At 64.1% G+C, this 21,252-nt stretch carries 16 protein-coding genes and 1 pseudogene; 5 read left to right on the top strand and 12 right to left on the bottom strand.

All coding sequences use genetic code 11. The annotated features are described in order from the left end of the window. Positions 1-51: 51 nt before the first annotated feature. The 5 genes and pseudogenes from GGQ88_RS18750 to GGQ88_RS18730 form a co-directional block, all read right to left on the bottom strand. Positions 52-477 (bottom strand): hypothetical protein, encoded by a 426-nt coding sequence (locus tag GGQ88_RS18750; protein WP_183614999.1) that lies wholly within the window; start codon positions 475-477, stop codon positions 52-54. 82 nt (positions 478-559) lie between these two features. Continuing rightward, positions 560-739 (bottom strand): annotated as a pseudogene (locus GGQ88_RS21705) (DUF6878 family protein); the annotation flags it as partial. Positions 740-862: 123 nt separating this feature from the next. Beyond that, positions 863-1,057, bottom strand: coding sequence for a hypothetical protein (locus GGQ88_RS18740; RefSeq protein WP_183614997.1), 195 nt, complete (start codon positions 1,055-1,057; stop codon positions 863-865). 67 nt (positions 1,058-1,124) lie between these two features. After that, complete coding sequence (locus GGQ88_RS18735) at positions 1,125-3,266, bottom strand: ParB/RepB/Spo0J family partition protein (RefSeq protein ID WP_183614996.1); 2,142 nt, start codon at positions 3,264-3,266, stop codon at positions 1,125-1,127. Between the two features lie 295 nt (positions 3,267-3,561). Next, positions 3,562-4,698: a hypothetical protein gene (locus tag GGQ88_RS18730; protein ID WP_221214776.1), complete on the bottom strand. Its 1,137-nt coding sequence runs from the start codon at positions 4,696-4,698 to the stop codon at positions 3,562-3,564. A gap of 223 nt (positions 4,699-4,921) precedes the next feature. Between GGQ88_RS18730 and GGQ88_RS18725 the strand changes: the two genes are divergently transcribed. Continuing rightward, positions 4,922-6,454: a Fic family protein gene (locus GGQ88_RS18725; RefSeq protein ID WP_183614994.1), complete on the top strand. Its 1,533-nt coding sequence runs from the start codon at positions 4,922-4,924 to the stop codon at positions 6,452-6,454. A 117-nt stretch (positions 6,455-6,571) separates the two neighbouring features. Here the strand turns inward: GGQ88_RS18725 and GGQ88_RS18720 are convergent, their stop codons facing one another. The 7 genes from GGQ88_RS18720 to GGQ88_RS18690 form a co-directional block, all read right to left on the bottom strand. Continuing rightward, positions 6,572-6,973: a DUF2958 domain-containing protein gene (locus tag GGQ88_RS18720; RefSeq protein WP_183614993.1), complete on the bottom strand. Its 402-nt coding sequence runs from the start codon at positions 6,971-6,973 to the stop codon at positions 6,572-6,574. Continuing rightward, complete coding sequence (locus GGQ88_RS18715) at positions 6,970-7,275, bottom strand: zincin-like metallopeptidase domain-containing protein (protein WP_183614992.1); 306 nt, start codon at positions 7,273-7,275, stop codon at positions 6,970-6,972. Before GGQ88_RS18715 ends, GGQ88_RS18720 begins: the two co-directional genes overlap by 4 nt. Before the next feature lie 326 nt (positions 7,276-7,601). Further along, a complete protein-coding gene (locus GGQ88_RS18710) occupies positions 7,602-8,468 on the bottom strand; it encodes an ArdC family protein (protein ID WP_183614991.1) in 867 nt (288 codons plus the stop codon). A gap of 169 nt (positions 8,469-8,637) precedes the next feature. Beyond that, positions 8,638-10,800, bottom strand: a complete 2,163-nt coding sequence (locus GGQ88_RS18705) for an integrase (RefSeq protein WP_183614990.1) — start codon at positions 10,798-10,800, stop codon at positions 8,638-8,640. Further along, positions 10,797-12,584 (bottom strand): hypothetical protein, encoded by a 1,788-nt coding sequence (locus GGQ88_RS18700; RefSeq protein ID WP_183614989.1) that lies wholly within the window; start codon positions 12,582-12,584, stop codon positions 10,797-10,799. The genes GGQ88_RS18705 and GGQ88_RS18700 overlap by 4 nt, the downstream gene beginning before the upstream one ends. Beyond that, the gene (locus tag GGQ88_RS18695; protein ID WP_183614988.1) at positions 12,581-13,930 is read right to left on the bottom strand and encodes a site-specific integrase; all 1,350 of its coding nucleotides are present in this window, start codon (positions 13,928-13,930) and stop codon (positions 12,581-12,583) included. Before GGQ88_RS18695 ends, GGQ88_RS18700 begins: the two co-directional genes overlap by 4 nt. A gap of 157 nt (positions 13,931-14,087) precedes the next feature. Next, positions 14,088-14,858, bottom strand: a complete 771-nt coding sequence (locus tag GGQ88_RS18690) for an ArdC family protein (RefSeq protein WP_183614987.1) — start codon at positions 14,856-14,858, stop codon at positions 14,088-14,090. Between the two features lie 230 nt (positions 14,859-15,088). Between GGQ88_RS18690 and GGQ88_RS18685 the strand changes: the two genes are divergently transcribed. The 4 genes from GGQ88_RS18685 to GGQ88_RS18670 are packed head-to-tail and all read left to right on the top strand — an operon-like array spanning position 15,089 to position 21,218. After that, positions 15,089-15,766, top strand: coding sequence for a type IV toxin-antitoxin system AbiEi family antitoxin domain-containing protein (locus GGQ88_RS18685; protein WP_183614986.1), 678 nt, complete (start codon positions 15,089-15,091; stop codon positions 15,764-15,766). Continuing rightward, a complete protein-coding gene (locus GGQ88_RS18680) occupies positions 15,759-16,628 on the top strand; it encodes a nucleotidyl transferase AbiEii/AbiGii toxin family protein (protein WP_183614985.1) in 870 nt (289 codons plus the stop codon). The genes GGQ88_RS18685 and GGQ88_RS18680 overlap by 8 nt, the downstream gene beginning before the upstream one ends. Before the next feature lie 52 nt (positions 16,629-16,680). After that, complete coding sequence (locus GGQ88_RS18675; protein WP_343057285.1) at positions 16,681-17,574, top strand: aminotransferase; 894 nt, start codon at positions 16,681-16,683, stop codon at positions 17,572-17,574. Further along, the gene (locus tag GGQ88_RS18670) at positions 17,574-21,218 is read left to right on the top strand and encodes a DEAD/DEAH box helicase (RefSeq protein WP_183614984.1); all 3,645 of its coding nucleotides are present in this window, start codon (positions 17,574-17,576) and stop codon (positions 21,216-21,218) included. The genes GGQ88_RS18675 and GGQ88_RS18670 overlap by 1 nt, the downstream gene beginning before the upstream one ends. The last annotated feature ends 34 nt before the right edge of the window (positions 21,219-21,252 follow it).

The raw sequence follows: 21,252 nt of genomic DNA, 5'->3' as shown, positions 1-21,252 counted from the left end.
AAAAGCCCGGCGTGAACGGCCGGGCTTTCGAAGGCGGGAAGGGACAAAGGGTCAGACAGATGCGGCGCGGGCGATCCGTATCGCCGCCATGGCGGCGCTGAACTCGAGGCTGCGAAGCTGCTCATCGAGATCCAGGGTCGGGATCAGGCCAAGGCATGCCTGCCGGATCTGCTCATCATCGACCATCACGGTGGCAACGTCTGTTTCGGCATAGGCCTGCTGAATATCCGCCACCATCGAACGGACTTCTGCCTCGTCGAGCATAAGCACGGGATGCTTGCCGTGACCCGACGCACAACCAAGGCCGCCATAGTCGGCCCTGTCGAGCAGTCGGCCTTCCATTTCGCTGGTCGAACTCGACAGGATAGCGTCTGCCGTCACCACGGTGACGCCGCCACCAAAGCCATCGGGCCGCATCTTCGTGCAGGTCCAGGCTGCGGCAATGACGAGATGATCGAGATTGGCGCAGCGTCGCACGATCTGCTGGAATATGATGGCGCAAGACCGGCTGACTTTCGCCATAGGGCAAATCGAGGCTGGCCACTTTGGCGTCGGGCAGAGTGACCTGTTCATCCCCTTTATAGGCGGTGATGTCCTCGATCTGTCCGCTGTCACCTTCGCCGTCGAAGATGACGATGACGCGCGTGATGTGAGCCGAAGCGAGGCCGGCGAAGAGCTTCGCCTTGTTCTCGGGAACGAGAGCCGCGGCGCTCGCTTCCCACAGGGCGTATCTCGACATGAGCGCGTCCATGTCGATGGGGGGCTGTATTGAATCCGTCATGGCGGATCTCCTGAAAGGCGAAAGCCCGGCAGGAGGACCGGGCTTTCTGAAGGTACGGGAACGATGCGGTGGTGCGTCGCGTCATCTGCACAGACCGCCGCGGGCAATGTCAGCGATCCATTCAGCGGCCTCATCGAAATCGGCGTCATCATCTCCAGCGAGCCGGGCGAGTGCGACGGCACCTTCTCGGCCGAGCCGACCAAGGCGATGGAGAGCGGCAAGCAGAACAGGCGCAAGGCTGTCGGCGGTGGCGGTTTCAAGATGGGAAAGGTTCATCGATCGATCCTTCGGGAACGATTTGGGGAAAAGGTGGCGGGGCGGCCAAAACCACCCCGCCGGACGATCACGCGGCTGCGGGCAGCGGCTCGCCATCGTCATTGCTGGCCGCATCGACAGCCACGACCGGTTCCTCATCATCGAGGAATGCGGGCAAGGCTACGGTTTCATCGAGTGCCAGCCCATCGACCAACGCCGGCGTGCGCATCGGCTCGGGCAGCCAGTTGCTGTCTTCCAGCAGTCGCTCGGCTTCGCGGGCCATGTCACCCTTCTTGAGATGGTCGATCATCTCCGCGAATTTCCCGCCCCTGGCCTCGGCCACATCGGTCAGGATGCGCGGCTTGGTGACGCTGGTGAAGTAACCCGCGACAGTCGGTCGCCAGCCCGCGCCGATCACATCGAGCCCGACCGCGCGTGCCAGCACATGGCTGTGTTCCACCCGGCGTTCAACGATGGCCCTGGAGATGCGGCCATTGTCGTACTTGGGGACCACCTCCGCTTGCGCGTTGAGCACCCGCGAGGCGCAATGCGCGAAAAGCGAGGCCTGCTCATTGCCGTCCAGCACCAGCAGGGCGTCCCACACATCCTTGTCGGAATCGGGCAGTCGGTCGGCCCAGCGCTTGTACCGCTCGGCGATCGCGCGAGCCGGTGCGCTGTCGCGCAGGCCCGTCACCGAATGATGGAACGACACCTCACCCAGCGAGACCTGGAGACAGGATTCGCGGGCCGAGGAATAGAAGCAGTCGAGCACGAAAGCGTGCAGGACCGCCGCGAAAGCGGTCGAGGGCGACTGGGCAAATGCGTCCTGCAGCGCCAGCGTGCGCCAGGCGGTGAGTTCGGCGACGAGCCGGTCGGGCAGCGGCTTGACCACCTCGCCGTCTTCGTCGTCTTCGTCTCCCGAAGCCGCACCGATCGGCACGACATTGGACGACACCGGGCCAGTCCGATCCTCATCCTCGTCGTCAGGCGCACTGGCAAGCTGGCCTTCGACCAGGGTTTCGTCGTTACCGGTTTCGGCGACCGGCTCATCCTCGGGACGGACATAGCCGCGCTCGATGCACAGCAAGCCATCGGGTTCGATCGACACGAAGACCCCCGCCAACGCCATGTCCTGCGGATCGAAGCTGACCGGCCGTTCCCCCAGCGCACCGATCGCCGCGTCGAGTGCCTCCATCCGGGCCTGGATTTCATCCGGCACCTCGGGGGCATCGGCCCACTCGGCTTCCAGATCCTCGATTTCGGTCTGGAGCGCGGCGAGCTTCTCCTCCTCCTCACCCGTCATCGGCGTCTCGACGCCTTCGATTTCGCGCAACCGGTTGGTCACGCCCCAGGGCATGTCGACGGCGGTCGCGATCCATTTCCAGCCCTCGCCGGCGATCCGTTCGCCCTCGGTCTGGAGCTTCTCACCGACCAGGCGGTCGAGCAGCACGGGATCGGTCAGCCAGCCGCCATCATCGGGCTCGAACAGATCGCGCATCACGCCGCCGCCCGCCGCGACATAGGCCTCGATGCCGATGAAGCGCACCCGCTTGTCAGCCGCGCGCACCGTATTCTCGGTGAGCTTGCTACGGATATAGGCGCCCGACTTGTTATAGCTGTGCGCCAGCATCTCCCAGACTTGGCACTGGCGCGCATGATCGTCGGACACCGCAAAGGCCATGAGCTGTTCGAGCGTCATGCCGTCATCCGCATAGATCTCGTGCAGTTTGGGCGAGACCTTGGCGAGACGCAGGCGCTGATTGACGACCGCAGGGGTCACCAGGAAATGCGCGGCGATCGCCTCGATGCCTTCGCCCTTGTCGACCATCGCCTGCATGGCACGGAACTGGTCGAGCGGATGGAGCTGTTCGCGGAACGTGTTTTCCGCATAACTGTCCTCTTCGGCCGTGATCGCATCATTGGCTGGCTTGACGACGCAGGGGATGGGCGCGTCCTTCGCGAGACGCTTCTGCTTGACCAGCAGTTCGAGCGCGCGGAACCGCCGGCCGCCGGCCGGCACCTCGAACTGGCCGGTCTCCTGGCCCTCCGCATCGAGAACAGGCCGCACGTTGAGGCTCTGAAGCAAGGTGCGACGCACGATGTCGTCCGCGAGCTCACCGATCGACACGCCGACCTTGACCCGGCGGACGTTGGACTGGGACAGGACCAGACGGTCGAACGGAATATCCCGCGAACCGCTGAGGGTGATCTTTTGAGGCGCTTTGGCCATGGGCGTTTCTCCATGACGGGCCGCCGGAAGACTCTCTCCCGGCTCCCAGCCCGTCACGAAACCCCAGGCTTTCCTCTTCCTCTCGCAGACCTGCCGCAGGCAGGCCTGCATTGTCCAAGCGCATCCAGTCATACGCCGCCGCTTGCGCTTGCGGGAACGAACTTCGAATGGCTGGAAGGAACGTCCGTGCCCGATCCGGATCAGCTCAGGCGCCCGCCCTGAACTCATCGCGGAAATGAGCCTTCCCCATCGTCGCCTTCTCTCCTCAAAATCAGGATCGAGGGCGTCCAGAAATCTAGGGGCTATTCATCCGGAGCGGCCGGTCGAGCCGACCATTGGCTGCATCGTTGCGAAGGGTCGCAAAGGCCTCGGAATAGCCTTCGATAAGCCGCATGCGCCGGGCATAGGCGATCCGATGTCCGGGTGTGTCGGGCTCTACGCGCAGTTTTGCAACGCCCCGGATTTCTGGTGCCCGGTGATGGCCTGGGAAAGGCACGAGAATATCGCCCTCTGCCCTGTCCAGAAAATAGGTGCGTTCGCCTGCCAGCTCGGCTGATGCCTCATAAGCGAGGCGCGTAAGGCCGGCGATCCTGTCCGTCTCGCGCACGGCATAGTGGAAGCTGGGATCGACCGGCATCAGCGGTTCTGCATCAAGAGCGTCTCCATCAAAGATCCAGGGCTCGAACCAAAGCGCGCCCATTTTGGCGAGCAGAGCCACGCGCTCCCAGAACGGAGCCCATGCCTCGTCCTGGTCGGCTGCGTTGATACGATGCACTGTTGTCCATTCGCCTTGCGCTGCCCGCTGATTTCCAAGCTCCATCGCCCAAACCGTATTGGCGCCTGATTCAAAAAGCTTGCGGGCGGGATGATGGTCCGGCGGATTTTCGCGCAGCGACGTGATGGGAACTCCGTAGGTCGCATCGGTTTCGATCAGGCCATAAAGGTCGACGAGCATGCGCAGCAGCAAGGCGTCCCCCGTCTCGCGAACCCGACGGAGCACGGGCGTTTCCTGCTTCAGGCCTGTGACAAGTTGGACAGGCAGGAATATCGGATCGGCGTCCCGGTCGAGGGGGGGAAACCGATATTGCGGTCGCATGCGGGTCGAATTTTCCGTCCGCGTGATGATCCCATGCTGCACGAGTTCCTCGATCGCGCGCATGGCTCTGGGCTTACCCATCCCGACATGTTCTTCACAGGCCTTGGCTGACCATTTTGTGAGCTGATGATCGCTTCCCGTACCGGCGAGCAGAACCAGATATGCTGTCACGAAATTGAGCCGATTGGCAGTTTCCAGCGTCCATAGCTGAGGCCATAATGCCCGGTCGACCGCAAAGAATAGCCCGCCCTTGCCCTTGCCGCGCAGTTGCCCGCCTGTCTGATTTTCAGCATCGACCATCACGAAATTCCCCGCCGGGCACATTTTCCCAGCCAAGCACAGCCTCCCTTACAGCGAGATTTTGTCCCTATCAAGGGATTCAATGCTATCAAGGTAATCAAGAATAATCAGACATTATCAAGGGAATTAAGATTATATGGAAATGCGGATTTTGTGGGAAATCACGCTCCAACATGTTGCATTAAAAGCGAAATTTGACCCCGCATCTAAAGCGAAATATGGTGCGGCAGCATGAGCGAAATTTGATACGGATTTTTTGATGGCCCGTCCTGGCGAAAAATTGGCAGTCGCATTGGAGGTTCTGAGCCAGCTCCAGAACGATGGAAAAGTCGCCATCCGTTCAACCGATCTTTCCAGACTGGAGAGGGAGCGCCTCATCGAGGCTGGCTTTTTGCGCGAGGTCATCAGGGGATGGTACATTCCCGCGCGCCCTGATGAACCCGTAGGCGAAAGCACCTCCTGGTTCGCGAATTTTTGGGGGTTTTGCACCGCCTATCTGGCAGAGAGGTTCGAAGATGACTGGATCCTGTCTCCGGACCAGTCGCTGCTGCTGCTATCGGGCAACCGGACGGTTCCGAGGCAATTGCTCGTTCGAGCGCCTGGAGGTCGCAACAAGCCGACCGCTCTCATTCACGGCACATCGCTGATCGACACCAATCTTGCATTGCCACCGCAAAGCGATCGGACGCAAACGGACGAAGGCGTAAGGGTCTACCGGATAGAGGCGGCCCTTATATCGGTCAGTCCTCAATTCTATGCCAGCTACCCCACCGATGCGCGCACGGCACTGGCGACCCAGCGAGATGCCTCTGCCTTGCTGGAAAGGCTTCTGGAGGGGGGACATAGCGTGGTGGCGGGCCGTCTTGCGGGCGGGTTCCGTAATATCGGGCGTGACCGGATTGCCGATGACATCGTGCGCGCCATGAAAAGCGCCGGCTATGACGTGCGAGAATCCGATCCTTTTGCAGATCGCCTCGATACGCCGCTACCCCGAGACCCGTCGCCTGCCGCAAACCGCATCCGCCTGATGTGGCAACAGATGCGGGAGCGGGCGATAGCGGCCTTCCCGGCAGCCCCGCGCCTGAACGACGCGGCAGCCTATCTGGAGCGCGTTGAGGAGAATTACGTCAACGACGCCTATAACTCCCTGTCTATCGAGGGCTACCGTGTAAACGCCGCTCTCATTGAGCGCGTCCGCGATGGCAACTGGAACCCGGATCTCAACCCCGCCGATCGCGAACAGAAGGATGCCATGGCTGCCAGGGGTTATTGGCAGGCATTCCAGGCCGTCAAAGCCAGTGTGCAGCGCGTCCTCGCAGGGGAGGGTGGCGGCAAGGTCGCCGACGAGGAACACCCCATCTGGTATGAGGAATTGTTTGCGCCGGGGGTTCAGGCAGGCATCCTGCGGCCAGGCGAACTGGCAGGCTATCGCAATTCTGCGGTCTTCATTCGCGGCGCCCGACATGTGCCGATGAGCCCTGAGTCCGTTCGTGATGCGGTGCCGGTATTTTTTGAATTGCTTCAGGAGGAGCCTGAACCTGCCGCAAGGGTTGTCCTCGGGCATTTCATTTTCGTCTACATTCATCCGTACATAGACGGGAACGGCCGCATGGGGCGGTTCCTGATGAATGTAATGATGGCGGCGGGCGGCTATCCCTGGACTGTCGTACCTGTTGGTCGGCGCGCTGAGTATATGGCCGCGCTGGAGCAGGCCAGCACCGAGGCGGACATTGGCCCCTTTGCCGAATTCCTTGGGGCGCTGGTGGCTGAGCAGATGCAGATTGGCGCGTAGCATTCAGGACTGTTGATCCCAAGCGAAGAGACGAAAGGGCATGGCCGATGCAGTCGGTGGGGCTTTGTGCGAAAGCCCTCACAGGCGTTCGGCCGTGGCCGCTTGCGGAACAGCGCATCATGCACCGCCCTTTTCGGCAGCGGCGGCCTGGTAGAGGAAGCGTTCGGCCTGAAGCAACGAACCGGCGCGCCGTGCAGCGCTAGCATAGACCGATAGTGCAAAGTGCCCTTCGAACAGCAGATCTCGCTCGATGCCAAGACCGAATGGCAGTCGAATCGACTCCAGTTCCACTAGCGAAAAGCTGCCGATTTCCGGACAGCCAAAACCCAGATCGGCGAGACCGAAGAGCACGCCGTCCTCGTCCATTTCCGTAGTGAGCCAGGTGGCGGCACCCACCGGATTGAAGAAGCGCACGACCGGAACCAGATCGGGTTCACGCTCACCGCGGGAAAATGCCTCACGCCGGGCGGCGTCATTGGCGCGTAGCTGCGCGCGCAATTGCGGGGTCAGGAGGGTCATGCTGGGGCCCTCCCTTCAAGCGCCATGGCGCAATCAGGGTCGGGGTCCGGATCGTCGTCATTGACGGCAAGCGCCGTTTCGGGCCGGCAGGCGAGCAGATAATCGGCGGCTTTCGAAGCAGCGCTGGCGGCACGCAGGATCGCCCGGCTGTCCTCGCGGATGATGGAAAGCCATGAGCTTATGTAGTCGGCATGCCGGACAGTAGGTGCGATCCCCAGTGCGGCACAGCAGTACGCTGCGGAAATTTCGGCAACATATCCTGACAGTCCAGCGAAAAATGGCGGTTGGAAGGTGAAAACCATCGGTGCCTCCAGCACTGCCCAAAAACCCCATGGCTCCCCCGATGCGGGGGTGGGCGGCGAGAACGACCGGAGAGGCCCGCGCAAGCGGCGGGCCGCACCCGGAGGGGCGAAATGAAATGGAGCAGCTCGGCGAAGCCGGGCTTGCGGCGCGCCGTGGCGGGCCTAGCAGGGAGCGCCGACCAGACCCGCATCGAGGGAGGCCCGGAAATCAGCGCCGCCGCGCCAGCGGCGTCCGCTGGTGAGCGGGCGAAGCCCGCGCATCGCCGTGCACGACGAAGCGGCCGAGCCCGCGAGGGATCGGCCGCTCAGCGTTGGTTGCTGCAGGATCATGGCTGCCGGGTGTGCATCCAGTCGGCCGCCGCCTGCGCCTTGCTCGCCGCGGTGAAGATCGCCCTGGGCTCGTCCTTGAGCAGTTGCAGCCAGAAGGCGATGTAGGCCGCGTGATCGGGTCGCGGTTCGTGCGCGATCCCGAGATCGGCGAGCAGGAACGATGCGGTCAGCTCGGCGGTCGCTTCCTCCATGGCGAGCGCGTGCTTGGTCCACTTGGTGCTGAAATCCCGGTCGAGCCGATGGGCTGCGCCACTGGCATGAGCTGCCTCGTGAATATGGGTGGCGTAGAAGCCGTGGGCGTCGTGGAAGGCGCTGAAATCCGGCATGTGGATGCGGTCTTCGGCGATGTGATAATAGGCGCTGGCCGAGCCGTAGACGGTATCGATGCCGAGCGCGGCGATGAAGGCTTCGGCGGCGGCGAGGCGTTCGCTCTCGGGCAGGACTGGCCCCGGTTCGGGCGCATAGCCATCGATCTGATCGGCGTTGAACAGGCTGAACGCCTTGGCGAAAAGCCGTCGGTGGTCGCCATCATCGTCGCTGGCTTCGTCGCCCTTCGCGCGAAACTCCTTCCAGAGGACGCCGAGGCTGGCGTGCTCGCCCTTGCGGACCTGCGCGTCGAGCGCCTGCCACTGGCGATAGGTGCCCCAGACCCCGCTCGCATAGCCGCTGCCATAGGCGGCCGCCCAGAGCGAGACCGTATTTATGCCGCGATAGGGCTTGCCGCTGGCGACGTTGGTCGGGCGGGTGACGTCGGCGCCGGAATGATGCCACGGCATGCGCCAGGTGCCGGTGCCGGCTTCGATGGCGTCGACGATCGCTTGCGTGACGCGAGCGTAGACGTCTGAGCGTGGTGAGGCTGACATGATCTGTTCTCCGTTCTCGCGCCGGGGACCATCCCCGGCGGCGGAGGCCCGTTCGCGCCGGGCACAGGGGGGCTCGCGCACCCGTCAGGGCCGCAGCGAAGCGAAGGACGGCGAAGCCGTTGCGCGGGCGCGCCGACCGGCGCAGGACCCCGCCAACAGCCGGGGTGGTCTACGGCGCGGGAGGATCGATCCCGGCAATCACCGCGGTCAGGCGATCCAGCTCGCGCTGGAGAGCCTGACGCTGGAGATCGGAGATGCGCCGTTCGCGTAGATGCGCCCTGGCATCGGCCGCCGCGCGTTCCCAGGCCGGCCTGTGGCGGGCGGTGATGCAGGCGTTGGGACAGCGGGTCGGCTCGCACAGGGCGGTGAGTGGCTGCGCGGGATCGGGGGTCGTCACGCGCTTGAGGCAGAGCGCGGTCGCGGGATCGAAGAAGCAATCCGCGAGCGGGCCGACATGGAAGCTGCGCGCGACGCTGGCGAGCATGACGCGCAGGCGGGCGCGATCGGCGATCATGGCGGGCAATGGCCCGAGCTTAACGGCGGCATCGTCGAGCGTCCGCGCGATACGCGGTCCCGCCGGCCCGCCAAGCGATGCGCCGCCCTGACGCCGGTCGAAATAGTCCAGCAGGTCATCAGTCTGACCGAGCCGGCGCTGCGCCTCGACCTCGGCGCGAAACCCCGATGCGCTGGTCCCGGCATAGCCTTCGAACGCGGCGACCGAGGCGTGCTTGTACTGGATCATGCCGGCGATGGTGCCGAACGGACGGTTGGCGATGTGCCACGCGATCGTGCGCCGGAACTGCCGCGTCGTGATGCGCCACGGCTTGCCATCGGGACCGGGCGGGATGACCGGCATATCGGGGCTGCCGAAGGCGGTGTTGAGGTGATCGCGGAAGGTGTTGAGCTGACGGACCACCTCGCTCGACAGATGCGTCTTGGAGACGGCGCTCGCGCGCAGCACCGGCCAGAGCGTATCGCTGCCGCTGGCGCGCGCCGGTCCTGCCGACAGGCGTTCGAGCACCGTGATCGCATCGGCGACCGGCTCGATCGTCACCCAGCTCGCCGCCTCGCCCACGGCCGCCCGGCGCTTGTAGATGGTCGATCGGATGCGATGCCGCTCGATCAGGCCGTCCTCACTGCGCGCGATAGAGAGACACCCGCGCCGCATCGCCTGCACCTCGCAGTCGCGCATGCCGGTCAGGTAGGCGCACACGATATAGGCGGCGGCCTGGAGCATCCGTTCCTCGTGTGCGAGAGTCTTCGCGTCGAAGCGCTCGCGCCATGGCCGACCGCTCTCGGGATCGATCGAGATCTGCGTGTCCATGCCGCCGACCTCTACCCCCAGCTCGGCCGCCACTGCGTCGATCAACCTCGCTTCACCGCCGGTCAGCAGGAGATGCGCGCCTGGCTCGGCCTGCACGTCGATCCCGGCATGGAGATGCAGAAGATGGGCGTTGATCGGTGGGGTCACGGCGCCGGTGTTGGGGTCAACGCGCAGCTTGCCGTTATGAGCGGTGCCCCAGATCGGTGCGCCGCGCCCCTCGCGGCGTCGGCGACCGAAATAGGCCTTCAGGCGGGTGCGGCGACGTTGCCGGCGATCAGCGTCCGGGAGGCCGGAGTCGGCAGCGACGAGACGATCCCGGCGCGCTTCGAGCCGATCAAGCTCGCGACGGGCTGCGAGAATGTCGTCAGCGAAGACGGTGACGTAGCGCAACGACCATGCGAGCAGCGCGGCGATGACCTCTTCCGGGAACCGCGGCGTGCGGTTCTCCCGGACATGCCGGTAGCCCGCGACGCGGGCGGGCGCCTGTCCGGCCCAGGGCTCGAATGCAAGGCCTCCGCCAGCGAGGTGGTCACGATAGTGATAGAGATCGGGGACCACTTCGAGGAGGTGGCCGACGATGACGGGTCGCCGGGCCGGATCGGCACGAAGGTGCCGGGCATAGGCATCGACCAATGCCTGATCGATACGGGAAACGTCGAGCCGTCCGAGCCGCTCACGGGCGAAAGCGAAGAACCGGCGGGCACGGTTGAATGCCTGGCGGATGCTCGCCGGCGGCAGCTTCGGGCGGTAGCCGGGAAGATCGACGTTGAGACGGGCGTAGAGATAGGCGCGCATCGCCGCCTGCACATCGGCATGTTCGAGCACGTCGAAATGCACGGTGACGTGGCAGCGTCGGGCGTTCTCGCGGAATACGGCGAGACCGAGATCCCAGCTCGGGTCGCCGACGCGAGACAGCTCCTCGCGGGCGTGGCCCTCCTTGAGCGGCGCGCTCGCCAGCACGGGGCGATCGTCGAAGGCAGGCTCTTGGGCATGGGCGGGTATGGTCATGCGCGTGCCTCCGGTGGCAGATAAAGCCGCTCGCTCTCCATCTGCCGGCGCGCATCGGCGATGACGGCATCGGAGAAGACCGGCATGACCTGGGCGGTGATGCGGGCATGGACGCGGCCGAACTTGGCCGCCCAGTCGGTCGCGGGCAGGCTCAGCCGCTGCTCTTCGACGAAGACGAGGAAAGCCAGGATCGCGGGGAGCTTGCGCGCGGTGATGACGGCGTTAGGGCAATCAAGGCAGCCCCAGAAGGGCTGCGCACAGGGCGAACCGGCCTCGGCGAAGGGACTGTTATGGAAGCCCGCGCAGGCGGCGAGCCAGACATCCTGTTCGCCGTCGAGCAACGGACCCACGGTAGCCAGCGGCATCAGCGGCTCGGCCTGATCGGGCGCTTTGCGCAACGCCTGCTCGGCGGTGGGCGGAAGCACGGTCGGCATCGCGGCGGCGACCGCTGCGCGGAAGGCGTCGGCGACGGCCGTCTCGTGCAGGGGCCGGAGCGACGGCAGATCAGCATAGTGGCGCGCCGCTACTTCGCGCGAGTGGCCGACCGCGAAGCGGGCCATATGCCCCTCGGTCTTGGTGTACCATAGCGCCTTGTGGGTCTTGCGGAGCCGGGAGAGCAGCAGGTGGAGCGGCTTGCCGTCGTCATCGACAATATCGTTCTGCGCCACCCAGGCATCGATCCGTTCCGTCGGGTGGCGGATACCTGCCCGCAGGCCGCCAGCGTTGTGATAAACCCAAATACGATCGTCGTTCAGATGCGTGCGGGCAGTCGCCGTGACCTCGATCAGGCGACGAATAAGACCGCCAGGCGTGCCACCACCGCCGTCGCGGACGCGCATGCTCTTATGCTCGGCGCCGCGAGCGCGGCGCTTGAGATAGCGCAGCTCCACCGTGCCGGCATGGGGGTTGGTGAGACAATCCACGGTCAGCGTCTTCAGGCACTCGGGCTCGAGGCCGGTATCGAGCGTGAGCAACACGAGCAGCGCCGGCAGATCGCGCGCAAGCAGGTGATGGCGGCCATGCAGGTCGTCGATGAGCGTGCTGATCGGCAATGCGCGCCGCATGCGCATGAAATAGAGGCTCTTCAGCGCGGGCTGGTCTGCGACGATAAAGCCCTGCCGCGCGATGATCGCTTCGACATCGGCGCGCGCGCTGGCGATGACCGGGTCGCCCTCATCGGTCCGGTCGTCGGCGCCGAGACGGCGGAACATCGCTTCGACATCGGTCCTCGCGGCGTCGCGCAACGCGCGGGCGACGAAGGGGCTATAAGCATCGCGCGGGGTCGAGCGGCCCGCCGATGTGGCCAGCGTGTAGCGCAGCCGCTCATGCAGGTCGGACGCGATCCGATCGGGCCGGTCTGCCTCGATCGCGCGCAATGTGTTGATGATCTTGCCGACCGTTATGTGCCGGTGGATCGCGCCCATCCCGCGCTGTTCGAGCGCGGAGGCGAACCCATCGATATGGACTGCGCGCAGGTCGCTGACGCCAGCCACGTTCAGCGCGTCATCGCCAAGCCAGGCGAAGAACAGGCGGTAGGCATTTACATACTGCTTGATGACGCTGGCCGCACCGATGGGGCCACCGAGCGCCGCTGACCGACGTAGCGCGCCCGCGAAGGCGATGGCGAGTGGGCGAGGAGCGAGCCCAGTCATATCGATCAGGACCGTTCCGCCATGCCGTGCCTCGATCGTGAACTTGAGGCCGAGCACAGGATCGGGCTGCACGGACTCCGGCGTGATGGGCGCGAAAGCGACAGGCCGGCCCTTGCGGGGATGCCCGCTCATGCGCCCTGCGGTCCCGGCAGCAGCGCGAGCAGCTCCTCGACGGCCGCGTCCACTGTATCGGCGCGCGTCGCGATATGATCGAGGTAGATATAGGTGGTGGTGAGGCTCGCGTGGCCGAGCAGACGTTGCACCTGTTGCAGCGGGTCGCCCAGGATCAGCCGGTAGCTCTCCACCGGCCCCGCCGGCAATGCCGCTTCGCGCAGCCGCTGCTGGATCAGCAAGGCGAGCATATGGACTGCGAAGGTGTGACGAAGCTGGTGGGGACTGATCGACAGCGGGAAACCGTTCTCCTCGCACCGCTTGCAGGCACGGGTGAAGATCACCTCCCACGAGTTGGGGCGAACAGGCTGCCCTACCTCGGTCAGCCATAGCGCCGCCGGCTCGTGGGGCGGTCCATCCTCGTCGCACAGGATCAGGCGGCATCGTTCCTCTGGGGTGCAGACATCGCGCATGCGGTCGAGACCGGCGCGGGTAACAGGGATAGGTCGTTCGAGTTTGGTCGCGCCGTCGCGCACGGCGAACTTGGCCACGCCCGCCGCGCGCTCGACGGCGACATAGGCGGCGATCTGACGAAGCAGCCGACGCGGGATCAGAACGCTGCGTCCTCGGTCGCCCTTGGTGAGCGGCGGCGGAAGAGGCAGCCAAAGCTGTCGGGCCTCGCCGTCCTCGCGGTCGATCGCCGCGAGCTCGGCAGCGAGCAGGCCCGACGCCTCTTCGAGGCGCAGGCCGGTGGTGACGAGAAGATCGGCGAACAGCGCGTTGCGCAGCCCGTTGCGATCGCGAGCGCCGGGGCGCTCGGTGCCGTCAGGGGTGAGCCCGCGCAGGCCGACCTCGCGAAAAATGCGATAGTCGTCCATCGTGACGAACCGAACATCCGATCGCCTGGCAACACGTTCATAGGCGTCGTTGCGCGCCGCGATCATGCCGCGACCGCCGCCCTGCACCGGTTGCCACACGGCGCGGCGGCTGAACGGCGCATCGGCGATCAACCCTTGCTGCTCGCCCCAGCGGTAGAGGCGATCGAGGCTGGCGACGGCGCGGTTCCAGCTTGCCGCTGTGATCCGGTGATCGGCCTCATCGCGGCGTCGCTCACGGTGATAGGCGTCCACATCGCCGCGGGTCGCGGCCCACACGGTCTTGCCGCCGGCATCGAGAAAGCGAAGCCAGACTACGACATCATAGGCATAGGCGCGAAGCGAGTGCCGCGAGCGGACGCCCGACAGCGGCAGGTCGAGAAAGAAGCGATCCAGATCGGGATCATAGAGCGCATCGTCCCGCAGGATCAGCGGCACATGCGCATCGAGGCCCTTGGCCTCGCGGCGCTCGCAAACAGTAATGATCGACACCGGCGCGAAACCCTCCCCCCGGACCCCCCACCCGGAAGCTGACCTTCACACCGGTGCGCCTGATGGCCCAGCAGCAATCAGGCTGGCCTCCGCCAGCTCTTGGGTCAGCGCTACGGCCAGCCTGATTACTGCCTACCGTGGGCGTCCATCGCCGACCTTACTGCAATGTTGCGGACGGCGCAGACTGTCCAGATAACGCGACCAGTTCTTCCCGGCCGTATTCCAGTGAACCGAACACGCCGCTTTGGTCGCGGTTGAGTCGCGAGGGATGGCCGACCCAGTGCGACAGCTCGTGCAGGGCCGTCCGGTGCCAGTTCACGGGATCAAAGAAGTCATCTGGCCGAGGGACTGCGATGTAATCGTGACGCGGCGAATAATAGGCCATCGACCCGCCGATGCGGAAATCGGCACCGGTGGCCTCGATCAGCGCCTCGGCCTGCGGGAGAATCAGCCCTGCGGGGATCGGCGGCGGCGGTTCGCAGATATGGGCCGGGAGCCCGTCGCATTGCTCGACCGAGAAGACAGTAAAGCTCTTGAGGAAAGGGATGCCACCGGACGGCTCGCGGCCCTCAATCTCGGCGCGGCGGCGTTCCTCGCCGGGAATGAAGCGGCGGGTATAGATGATGCCCACCCCGTGCTCGCCGCGCCGGACCGAACCACCGAGCGCGACCGCCTGGCGAAAGGTCAGGAACGCATGGCCGGCAAAGCCGCGTTCGACCACAGCGTTCCAGAGTGTGAGGATATTGAGGCCGCTGTAACGACGATTGCTGACGGCATTATAGGGCATGCCGATCGAGGCTCGGGAAGACCTCCAGGGCTGCACCCAGGGCACGCGCCCGGCTTCGAGTTCCGCGATGATGCGATTGGTGATCTCCTCATAGAGGTTTACCCGTTCGCCCGTCGGGCGGGGGCTGCGTGAATGCGTCATGGTTTGCCTTTCATGACGGATCGGCCGCGAGCCTCTCTCGCCACCCTCAACCCGTCACGGCAAACTTGCTTTCCTCTCGCTCTCTCGGGGCGTTACGGGGCGTGAGCCCCGTTCGAAGGGGGACCGGGGAGACGCGGCACGCGGCTTGCCGGCAGGGGAAGGCCTTCCCCCTTCCGGCCGCTCGCAAGAAATTCTGGAAACTTTCATATATTGGAAGTATCAGGAATTTCATGTCATCCTTGGCGCAGCAGATTTCGGCGGCAGGCCTTGCCGATCACATCCTCAGCGAACGCCAACTCGTGCGGTTGCTGGGCGGCGGCGATGCGCGGCGCTATGGTCTGGTCAACCGGGCGCTCAAGGATGGCTCCTTGCTGAGGATAAAGCGCGGCACCTATCTTCTGGGACCGCGCTATCGCACCGAGGCCGTCCACCCCTTCACGATCGCCCAGAGCCTCCTGCCGGGCAGCTATATCTCGTTCGAAAGCGCTCTGGCCCATCATGGGTGGATTCCCGAAGCCGTCTTTGTCACCGCCAGCGCCTCGCCAGCCCGCAAGACGCTGCACTTCGAGACGCCGGACTTCGGCGCCTTCGATTTTCATCCGCTCGCCATTGCCGACTATCGTTTCCTGACCAGCGTCGACCGGGTGCCAATGGGCAAACTCACGGCCATTGTCGCACAGCCGCTGCGCGCGCTGATGGACCTTGTCGCCTTGCGCAAGGAACCATGGTCCGGGATCGAGTGGCTCACCGATGGCCTGCGAATCGACGAGGAACAGCTTTTCTCGCTTCGCCGGGGGGATTTTTCCAAGCTCAAGGCGGTCTACAAGCACAAGTCGGTGAACACCTTTATCGAAGCACTCGAAAGCTTCGTGCTTACGGCCAGAAAGGCGCCACCGACCCATGATTGACATCATCAAGGAGAAGCTGCGGCGCTACGAGGCAGCCAACGCGCTCGACGAGGAGAATGCCGTCAAGGAAATCATGCAGGAAATCGCGCTCTATGCCCTGTGGCGCGGTGATTTCTTCGACGTCGCGCTGTTCCAGGGCGGCACCTCGCTGCGCATCCTCCACGGCCTTCCGCGCTTTTCCGAAGATCTCGATTTCCTGCTGCGCGCGCCCGATCCGGATTTCGACTGGTCGCCCTATCTCAAGGTGCTGGTCGAGGTATTCGAGCAGTTCGGGCTTAAGCTCGACGCGCTACCCAAGACGAATATGGACACCGCGATCCGCCAGGCCCTGCTCAAGAATGATTCCATCGCGCGCCAGCTCGACCTGTCCTTCGCCGGCACCGGCAAGCCCCGGACGGTCCGCATCAAGCTGGAGATCGACGTCAACCCGCCCGCAGGCACGGGCGAGGATGCGACCTATCTCGATTTTCCAGCCGATCATGAAGTGCGCCACCAGGATCTGCCATCCAATTTCGCACTCAAGATCCACGCCCTGCTGTGCCGCGGTTTCCTCAAAGGCAGGGACTGGTACGATTTCTCCTGGTACGTCGCCAGGGGAACCGCACCCAACCTTGTTCTGCTCCGAACCGCGCTGATCCAGTCAGGACCATGGGCGGGGGACGAGAGCATTGCGGTCGACATGCCCTGGCTTCAACAAGCGCTTGGCGATGCGATCAGGAAGATCGACTGGAAAGCGGCGGCCGAGGATGTGCGGCGCTTCCTGCGCCCCGCCGAAGCCAAATCGCTCGAGCTGTGGAGCGAGCGCTTCTTCCTCGCAAAGTGCGACCGATTGGCGCATCTCGAGGAGAAGGGCCATGCATGATTGCCCACCTCCCAAGCAAGCGCTCGAAGCATGGCTCAAGGCCTATGGTACGGTGCGGGGCGGGAATTATGGCCATCTCCTGCTCGAACAACAGCAGGAAATCGATGGCGACCTCATCGCCGCGCTGCGCCCCTATTTCGAGTCGGCGCATCTCGATGCCCGCGAATATTTCCACCGCAAGATCGGTATCAGCCTTCATCCCGATGGCGCGGCGGCACCTGCCATCGCCTATCCCAACTGCCTTCCTTCAAAGGCGCTAAGAGGTTTGTTCGGGGAAGTGATGGCTGGTCTCGTGACCGAAGCCTATCAGGAAGACTTTGTCGGGAAACATGCCTGGCGCGTGCCGATCTTCCTGTTTCGCGAACATGGTGATGTCGAAAAATACCTCTGGGCGCTACGCTTCGATCCGGAACGTGTGCGAGAAATCTACGGCCGTCACGGCACAGATTTTGTTGGCATTGCCTTGAGTGGTGGCGGTGAAGTCATCCGCGTCATTGCCGGCGAAGCCAAATGGCGAAAGGCGCTGACCGAATCGGCGGTGGCGGTGCTGCTGCACGGCAAGAAGGTGCGTAATCCGGACACGAACGAACTCGAGCATAATGGCAAGGGCATCTGGTTCGAGATGAACCGGGACACCGTCATCCCACATGGCCTGCGGCAATTGCAGTTCCTGCTCGAACAGCGTGATCGGGAAGGTCATGCCGCGACAATCGTATCGATCGACCGTGCCGTCCTGCAACTCGGTCCACAGCCGGCGCGAACGGACCTTGTCGTGATCTGCGGCAACGGCGCCGCCAAAAGAGAGAAGAGTGAGACCGTTGTGGGCTGGGAAGAAATGCCCGCGGACTACAAGGCCGGACGCGATCTCCAGATCGTCGAGGTCATTCTGGAAGACGGCGACAGCCTGATCGATGACCTCTACGCTCTCCTCTGGAGTGATGGCTGATGGCTGCGCTTGACGAGGAGCGCCTGGTCCTGGCGGAACAGATCCGACAGGCTCTCGCGATCGAGAATGCGCTCACCCGGCCTCAGGCGCGCGCCTATGTCCGTTGCCTGCAGAAGACCTGGCAAGTGCCAACGATTGGCTGGGGTGAACGCGATTCGGCAAATCAGCTGGAAGATGCGCGCCGGCTTCTTCACGCTGCCCATATATTCAGCACGATCGAGGGCGGCGAATCCCTCAGGGCGATCGATTGCTACCGCAGGACGGGAGAAATCCTAGAATGGCTCTCGCGGGCCGAGGATGGTGTGCGCGCCATCGTACCGATCGAACTTCTCGCCGCTGCGGCGTACCAACTGGGCGGCTTGCCCGCGATGGCGTCAGGGCTGCTCGATCAGATCGAGAGCGAGCATGAAGGTGTCCGCCTCTATTCCGCCTTCCTGCGTGCGGATTTCGACAGGGTCGTGCAGCGGAGCGCTGGCTTTTGGCGAGACAATCCCGGACTGACGAGCGCGGACGCCGAGAACGCCATATTTGCCGCAATGCGGGGCGAAGACGAAACGCCCGGTTTTCTGTGGACTATGACGATCGAGCTTGTGCGCTCGCTTGGCCTGATCGCCGATAGCGTTCGTCGTGGGGACGATGAGCGGTTGGCGCCAGCGATGGCCAAGCTGCGGGCGATGGACGATCTCGCCCACCGGCTGTTCAGTCATGATGCAGCGCTGGTGATCGGACTGATGCGACAGGTTGCCGACCGATATGTGGCCGCGTCGATTTACATCCCGCTGCGACAGTTGGCTGTCTTGCGTCCGGAGCGCACCGATCGACTGCTACGCTATGCCCGCGATCAGTTCAGCCGCAACCGAGGCATCCTTTGGACGTCTCAGTTGCACGGCGTCGATCGGCTCCTGCGGGAGTCGAGTTTCGCGCTCTGCACCCCCACGGGGTCGGGCAAGACCCTCGTCGCGAATCTGGCCCTGATCAAGGAATTGCTGCTCAGGGCGCCTGGAGACAGGCTCGGCCCCTTGGCGCTCTACATTGTCCCCTCAAGAGCGCTCGCCGGAGAGGTGGAAGCCAAGCTCAGTTCCGAACTGCGTGGCGACGTCATCGTCACCGGGCTCTATGGCGGTGCGGATTGGGGGATTACCGATGCCTGGCTGACCAGCGAGGAACCGGTGGTCCTGATCGCCACGGTCGAGAAGGCTGATGCCCTGCTGCGCTATCTGGGCAAGCTGTTGATCGCGCGGCTTTCCCTTCTGATCATCGATGAGGCGCATCAGATCGTGCCTGAAGCCAGCGAGGCGACGGCCGTCAGCTTTTCCGACCACAGCAATCGTTCGCTCCGTCTCGAGAACCTTGTGTCGCGAATCCTTGCCCAGCGTCCGGAAGTCACCCGGATTGCGCTGACGGCAGTAGCAGGCGGTGCGTCCGGACCGGTGGCGCGATGGATCGAGGGACGTGCCGAAGCGCAGGCGGTCGGTGTCCGCTACCGCAGCACGCGTCAAGTGATCGGCCTGCTCGAGACAGCACCGGGATCGTCGGGGCAGATCCTGCTCGATCTGATGAATGGTAAGCCGCTATATCTGCGCGGACAGGAAAATCCTGTCTATCTTCCGCTGCGATTTGCTCCCATGCCGATCCTGCCGTCGAGGTGGCGCAACAGCCTCAACCATTTCAACAGCCTGAGCGTTCTGTGGACGGCTTTGCATCTGGCCCGGGAAGACCAGCGCATCCTGATTTCGGTCGCGCAGGAACCCGAGCAGACGATGCGCTGGTTCAGCGAGGCACTGGCCCTGGGCGCCTGGGACGCGATCGTCGAATTCGAGAGGCCGGAAGGGTTCCTGGGCGACCGCTTCGATGAAGCCCGTGCCGCCTGCCTCGATTATTGCGGGGCCGATTCTTTCGAACTGTTCCTGCTCGATCGGGGCATCGCCACCAGCCATGGTCAGATGCCGCAGCGCCTGCGCCGCCTGATGGTCGAGATGATCGATCGGAAAGTGTGTCCGATCACCGTGGCGACGGCCACGCTGACCGAGGGCGTCAATCTTCCTTTCGACCTCATCTTTCTGACCTCACTCAAGCGGCGCTCCTGGGATCCGGTCAAGGAAGAGCCGATCATAGCACCATTCTCTACGTCGGAATTTCGCAACCTGGCTGGTCGAGCGGGAAGACCCGGTGCGGCGCGCGGTATCGAGGGCATGACCCTGGTGGCTTTGCCGACACGGATTGCAACGACGGCGAGTTCGACGAAGCCGAAGGCGCCCGGTCCCGTTCAGCAACGCCAACTTCGCGAATGGGCGGCCGACTATGAGGATTTGACCCGCCGATTGCTCGCCGAGGAACAGGAGGTCGATGCGGCGGAGAGTCCACTCGCTCTGCTGCTGACCCGAATCTGGCGCAAGGCCAACGAACTGCTCGGGGTCGCGCCCGATGCTTTCATGGACTGGTTGGAGCGAACAGTCCCAGGCGCGGTCAGCGGCGATGCCGGAACAGGTGCGAACGATCCGGCATCGCGCCTCGCCGATGCGATGGACGAACTGGACAGCGTGCTGCTCACCGCGCTGGCCGAAAGCGAGCGGGACGATGAGGCCGCGATTACGCCAGCCCGCGCGGAACAACAGTTACGTACGCTTTGGGCAAGAACATTCACAGCCGTCGCGGCCGTGCAGGAAGCATGGCTGGAGGCGGCATTCATTCGGCGCGGCAGCGGCATCATCCAGCATATTTATCCTGATGCCGGCGAGCGGCAGCGCCTGTACCAATATGGATTCACGCCTTGGGTGGGGCGGCGTTTCGAGGCTGTCGCGGCACAGATACTGGCCTTGCTTGCGGGCGCGGTCGACTATGGCTCACTCGGCGCCGAAGGGCGAATAGACCTGTTCGAGACGATTGGAAATCTTCTCGAAGGCGACAAGGGATTCGGGTTCCGCGTGCGCCCCACCCTTGGGGACCAGGCGCTACTCGATCAATGGAACGATGTGCTGGGCTGGTGGATGAACGAGCCAGGCGCCAAAGCCCAGGACGCGGACAGTCTGCGCGCGTGGCAACGCTTCGTGGCCGACAATCTCGAATTCCGGTTGGGCGTCGCAATCGGCGCTGTTGTGGCAAAAGCCTGGTCGGACGGCGCCCCGGACGCAGCGACCACGCCGACGCTGGCGGATTGGAAGCAAACCGCCAGCTTGCCATGGTTCGGCTTCTGGGCGCGAGAACTGCTGCGTTGGGGCACCCATGATCCGTTCGTCGCCTTTTGCCTGTCTCAGGGATTGGCCCGGACCCGAGAGGCGGCGACCGCCAGACGCCCGGAATTTGACGCATGGCTCGAAGAAAATGTCGATGACCCGGATGGCGAAGATCGCATCGACCCGCAGCTTTTCCAGCGCTGGCAGGCGAGCCTGCCGCGGCGGGAATCGCCTGAAACGCCGCCGGAATTGTTTAACGTCAATCTCACCGGAACGAATGGCCATCGGCACCGATATGCCGTCATTCCGATTGAGGATGGCGACAGGACGCGTTGGCTTGATCCTGCCGGCTTTGAGCTTGCTGTTTCGGATGGACGAAAGCCAGAGGGGTGGAACCCGTTCAGGAGCGATTTCGAACTCCGCACGGCCGCAAGACAGGCTGCCGTGGTGCGCGCCTTCCGGCCAGTTTAAAGCAAGCTCAGACAAGCAGTTGAAGCTGTTTTCA

This window comes from Novosphingobium hassiacum, from assembly GCF_014196055.1.
In the GTDB taxonomy this organism is placed as follows: Bacteria; Pseudomonadota; Alphaproteobacteria; order Sphingomonadales; family Sphingomonadaceae; genus Novosphingobium; species Novosphingobium hassiacum.
The sequence above is the reverse complement of the archived record's forward strand: the minus strand, read 5'-3'. Positions and strand labels throughout refer to the sequence as shown.

What these genes read in the sequence shown, in the direction of transcription:
- GGQ88_RS18740 (WP_183614997.1), bottom strand. Translation starts at nt 1,057, where the DNA reads ATGAACCTTTCCCATCTTGAAACCGCCACCGCCGACAGCCTTGCGCCT.
- GGQ88_RS18735 (WP_183614996.1), bottom strand. Translation starts at nt 3,266, where the DNA reads ATGGCCAAAGCGCCTCAAAAGATCACCCTCAGCGGTTCGCGGGATATT.
- GGQ88_RS18725 (WP_183614994.1), top strand. Translation starts at nt 4,922, where the DNA reads ATGGCCCGTCCTGGCGAAAAATTGGCAGTCGCATTGGAGGTTCTGAGC.
- GGQ88_RS18720 (WP_183614993.1), bottom strand. Translation starts at nt 6,973, where the DNA reads ATGACCCTCCTGACCCCGCAATTGCGCGCGCAGCTACGCGCCAATGAC.
- GGQ88_RS18715 (WP_183614992.1), bottom strand. Translation starts at nt 7,275, where the DNA reads ATGGTTTTCACCTTCCAACCGCCATTTTTCGCTGGACTGTCAGGATAT.
- GGQ88_RS18710 (WP_183614991.1), bottom strand. Translation starts at nt 8,468, where the DNA reads ATGTCAGCCTCACCACGCTCAGACGTCTACGCTCGCGTCACGCAAGCG.
- GGQ88_RS18705 (WP_183614990.1), bottom strand. Translation starts at nt 10,800, where the DNA reads ATGACCATACCCGCCCATGCCCAAGAGCCTGCCTTCGACGATCGCCCC.
- GGQ88_RS18700 (WP_183614989.1), bottom strand. Translation starts at nt 12,584, where the DNA reads ATGAGCGGGCATCCCCGCAAGGGCCGGCCTGTCGCTTTCGCGCCCATC.
- GGQ88_RS18690 (WP_183614987.1), bottom strand. Translation starts at nt 14,858, where the DNA reads ATGACGCATTCACGCAGCCCCCGCCCGACGGGCGAACGGGTAAACCTC.
- GGQ88_RS18685 (WP_183614986.1), top strand. Translation starts at nt 15,089, where the DNA reads ATGTCATCCTTGGCGCAGCAGATTTCGGCGGCAGGCCTTGCCGATCAC.
- GGQ88_RS18680 (WP_183614985.1), top strand. Translation starts at nt 15,759, where the DNA reads ATGATTGACATCATCAAGGAGAAGCTGCGGCGCTACGAGGCAGCCAAC.
- GGQ88_RS18670 (WP_183614984.1), top strand. Translation starts at nt 17,574, where the DNA reads ATGGCTGCGCTTGACGAGGAGCGCCTGGTCCTGGCGGAACAGATCCGA.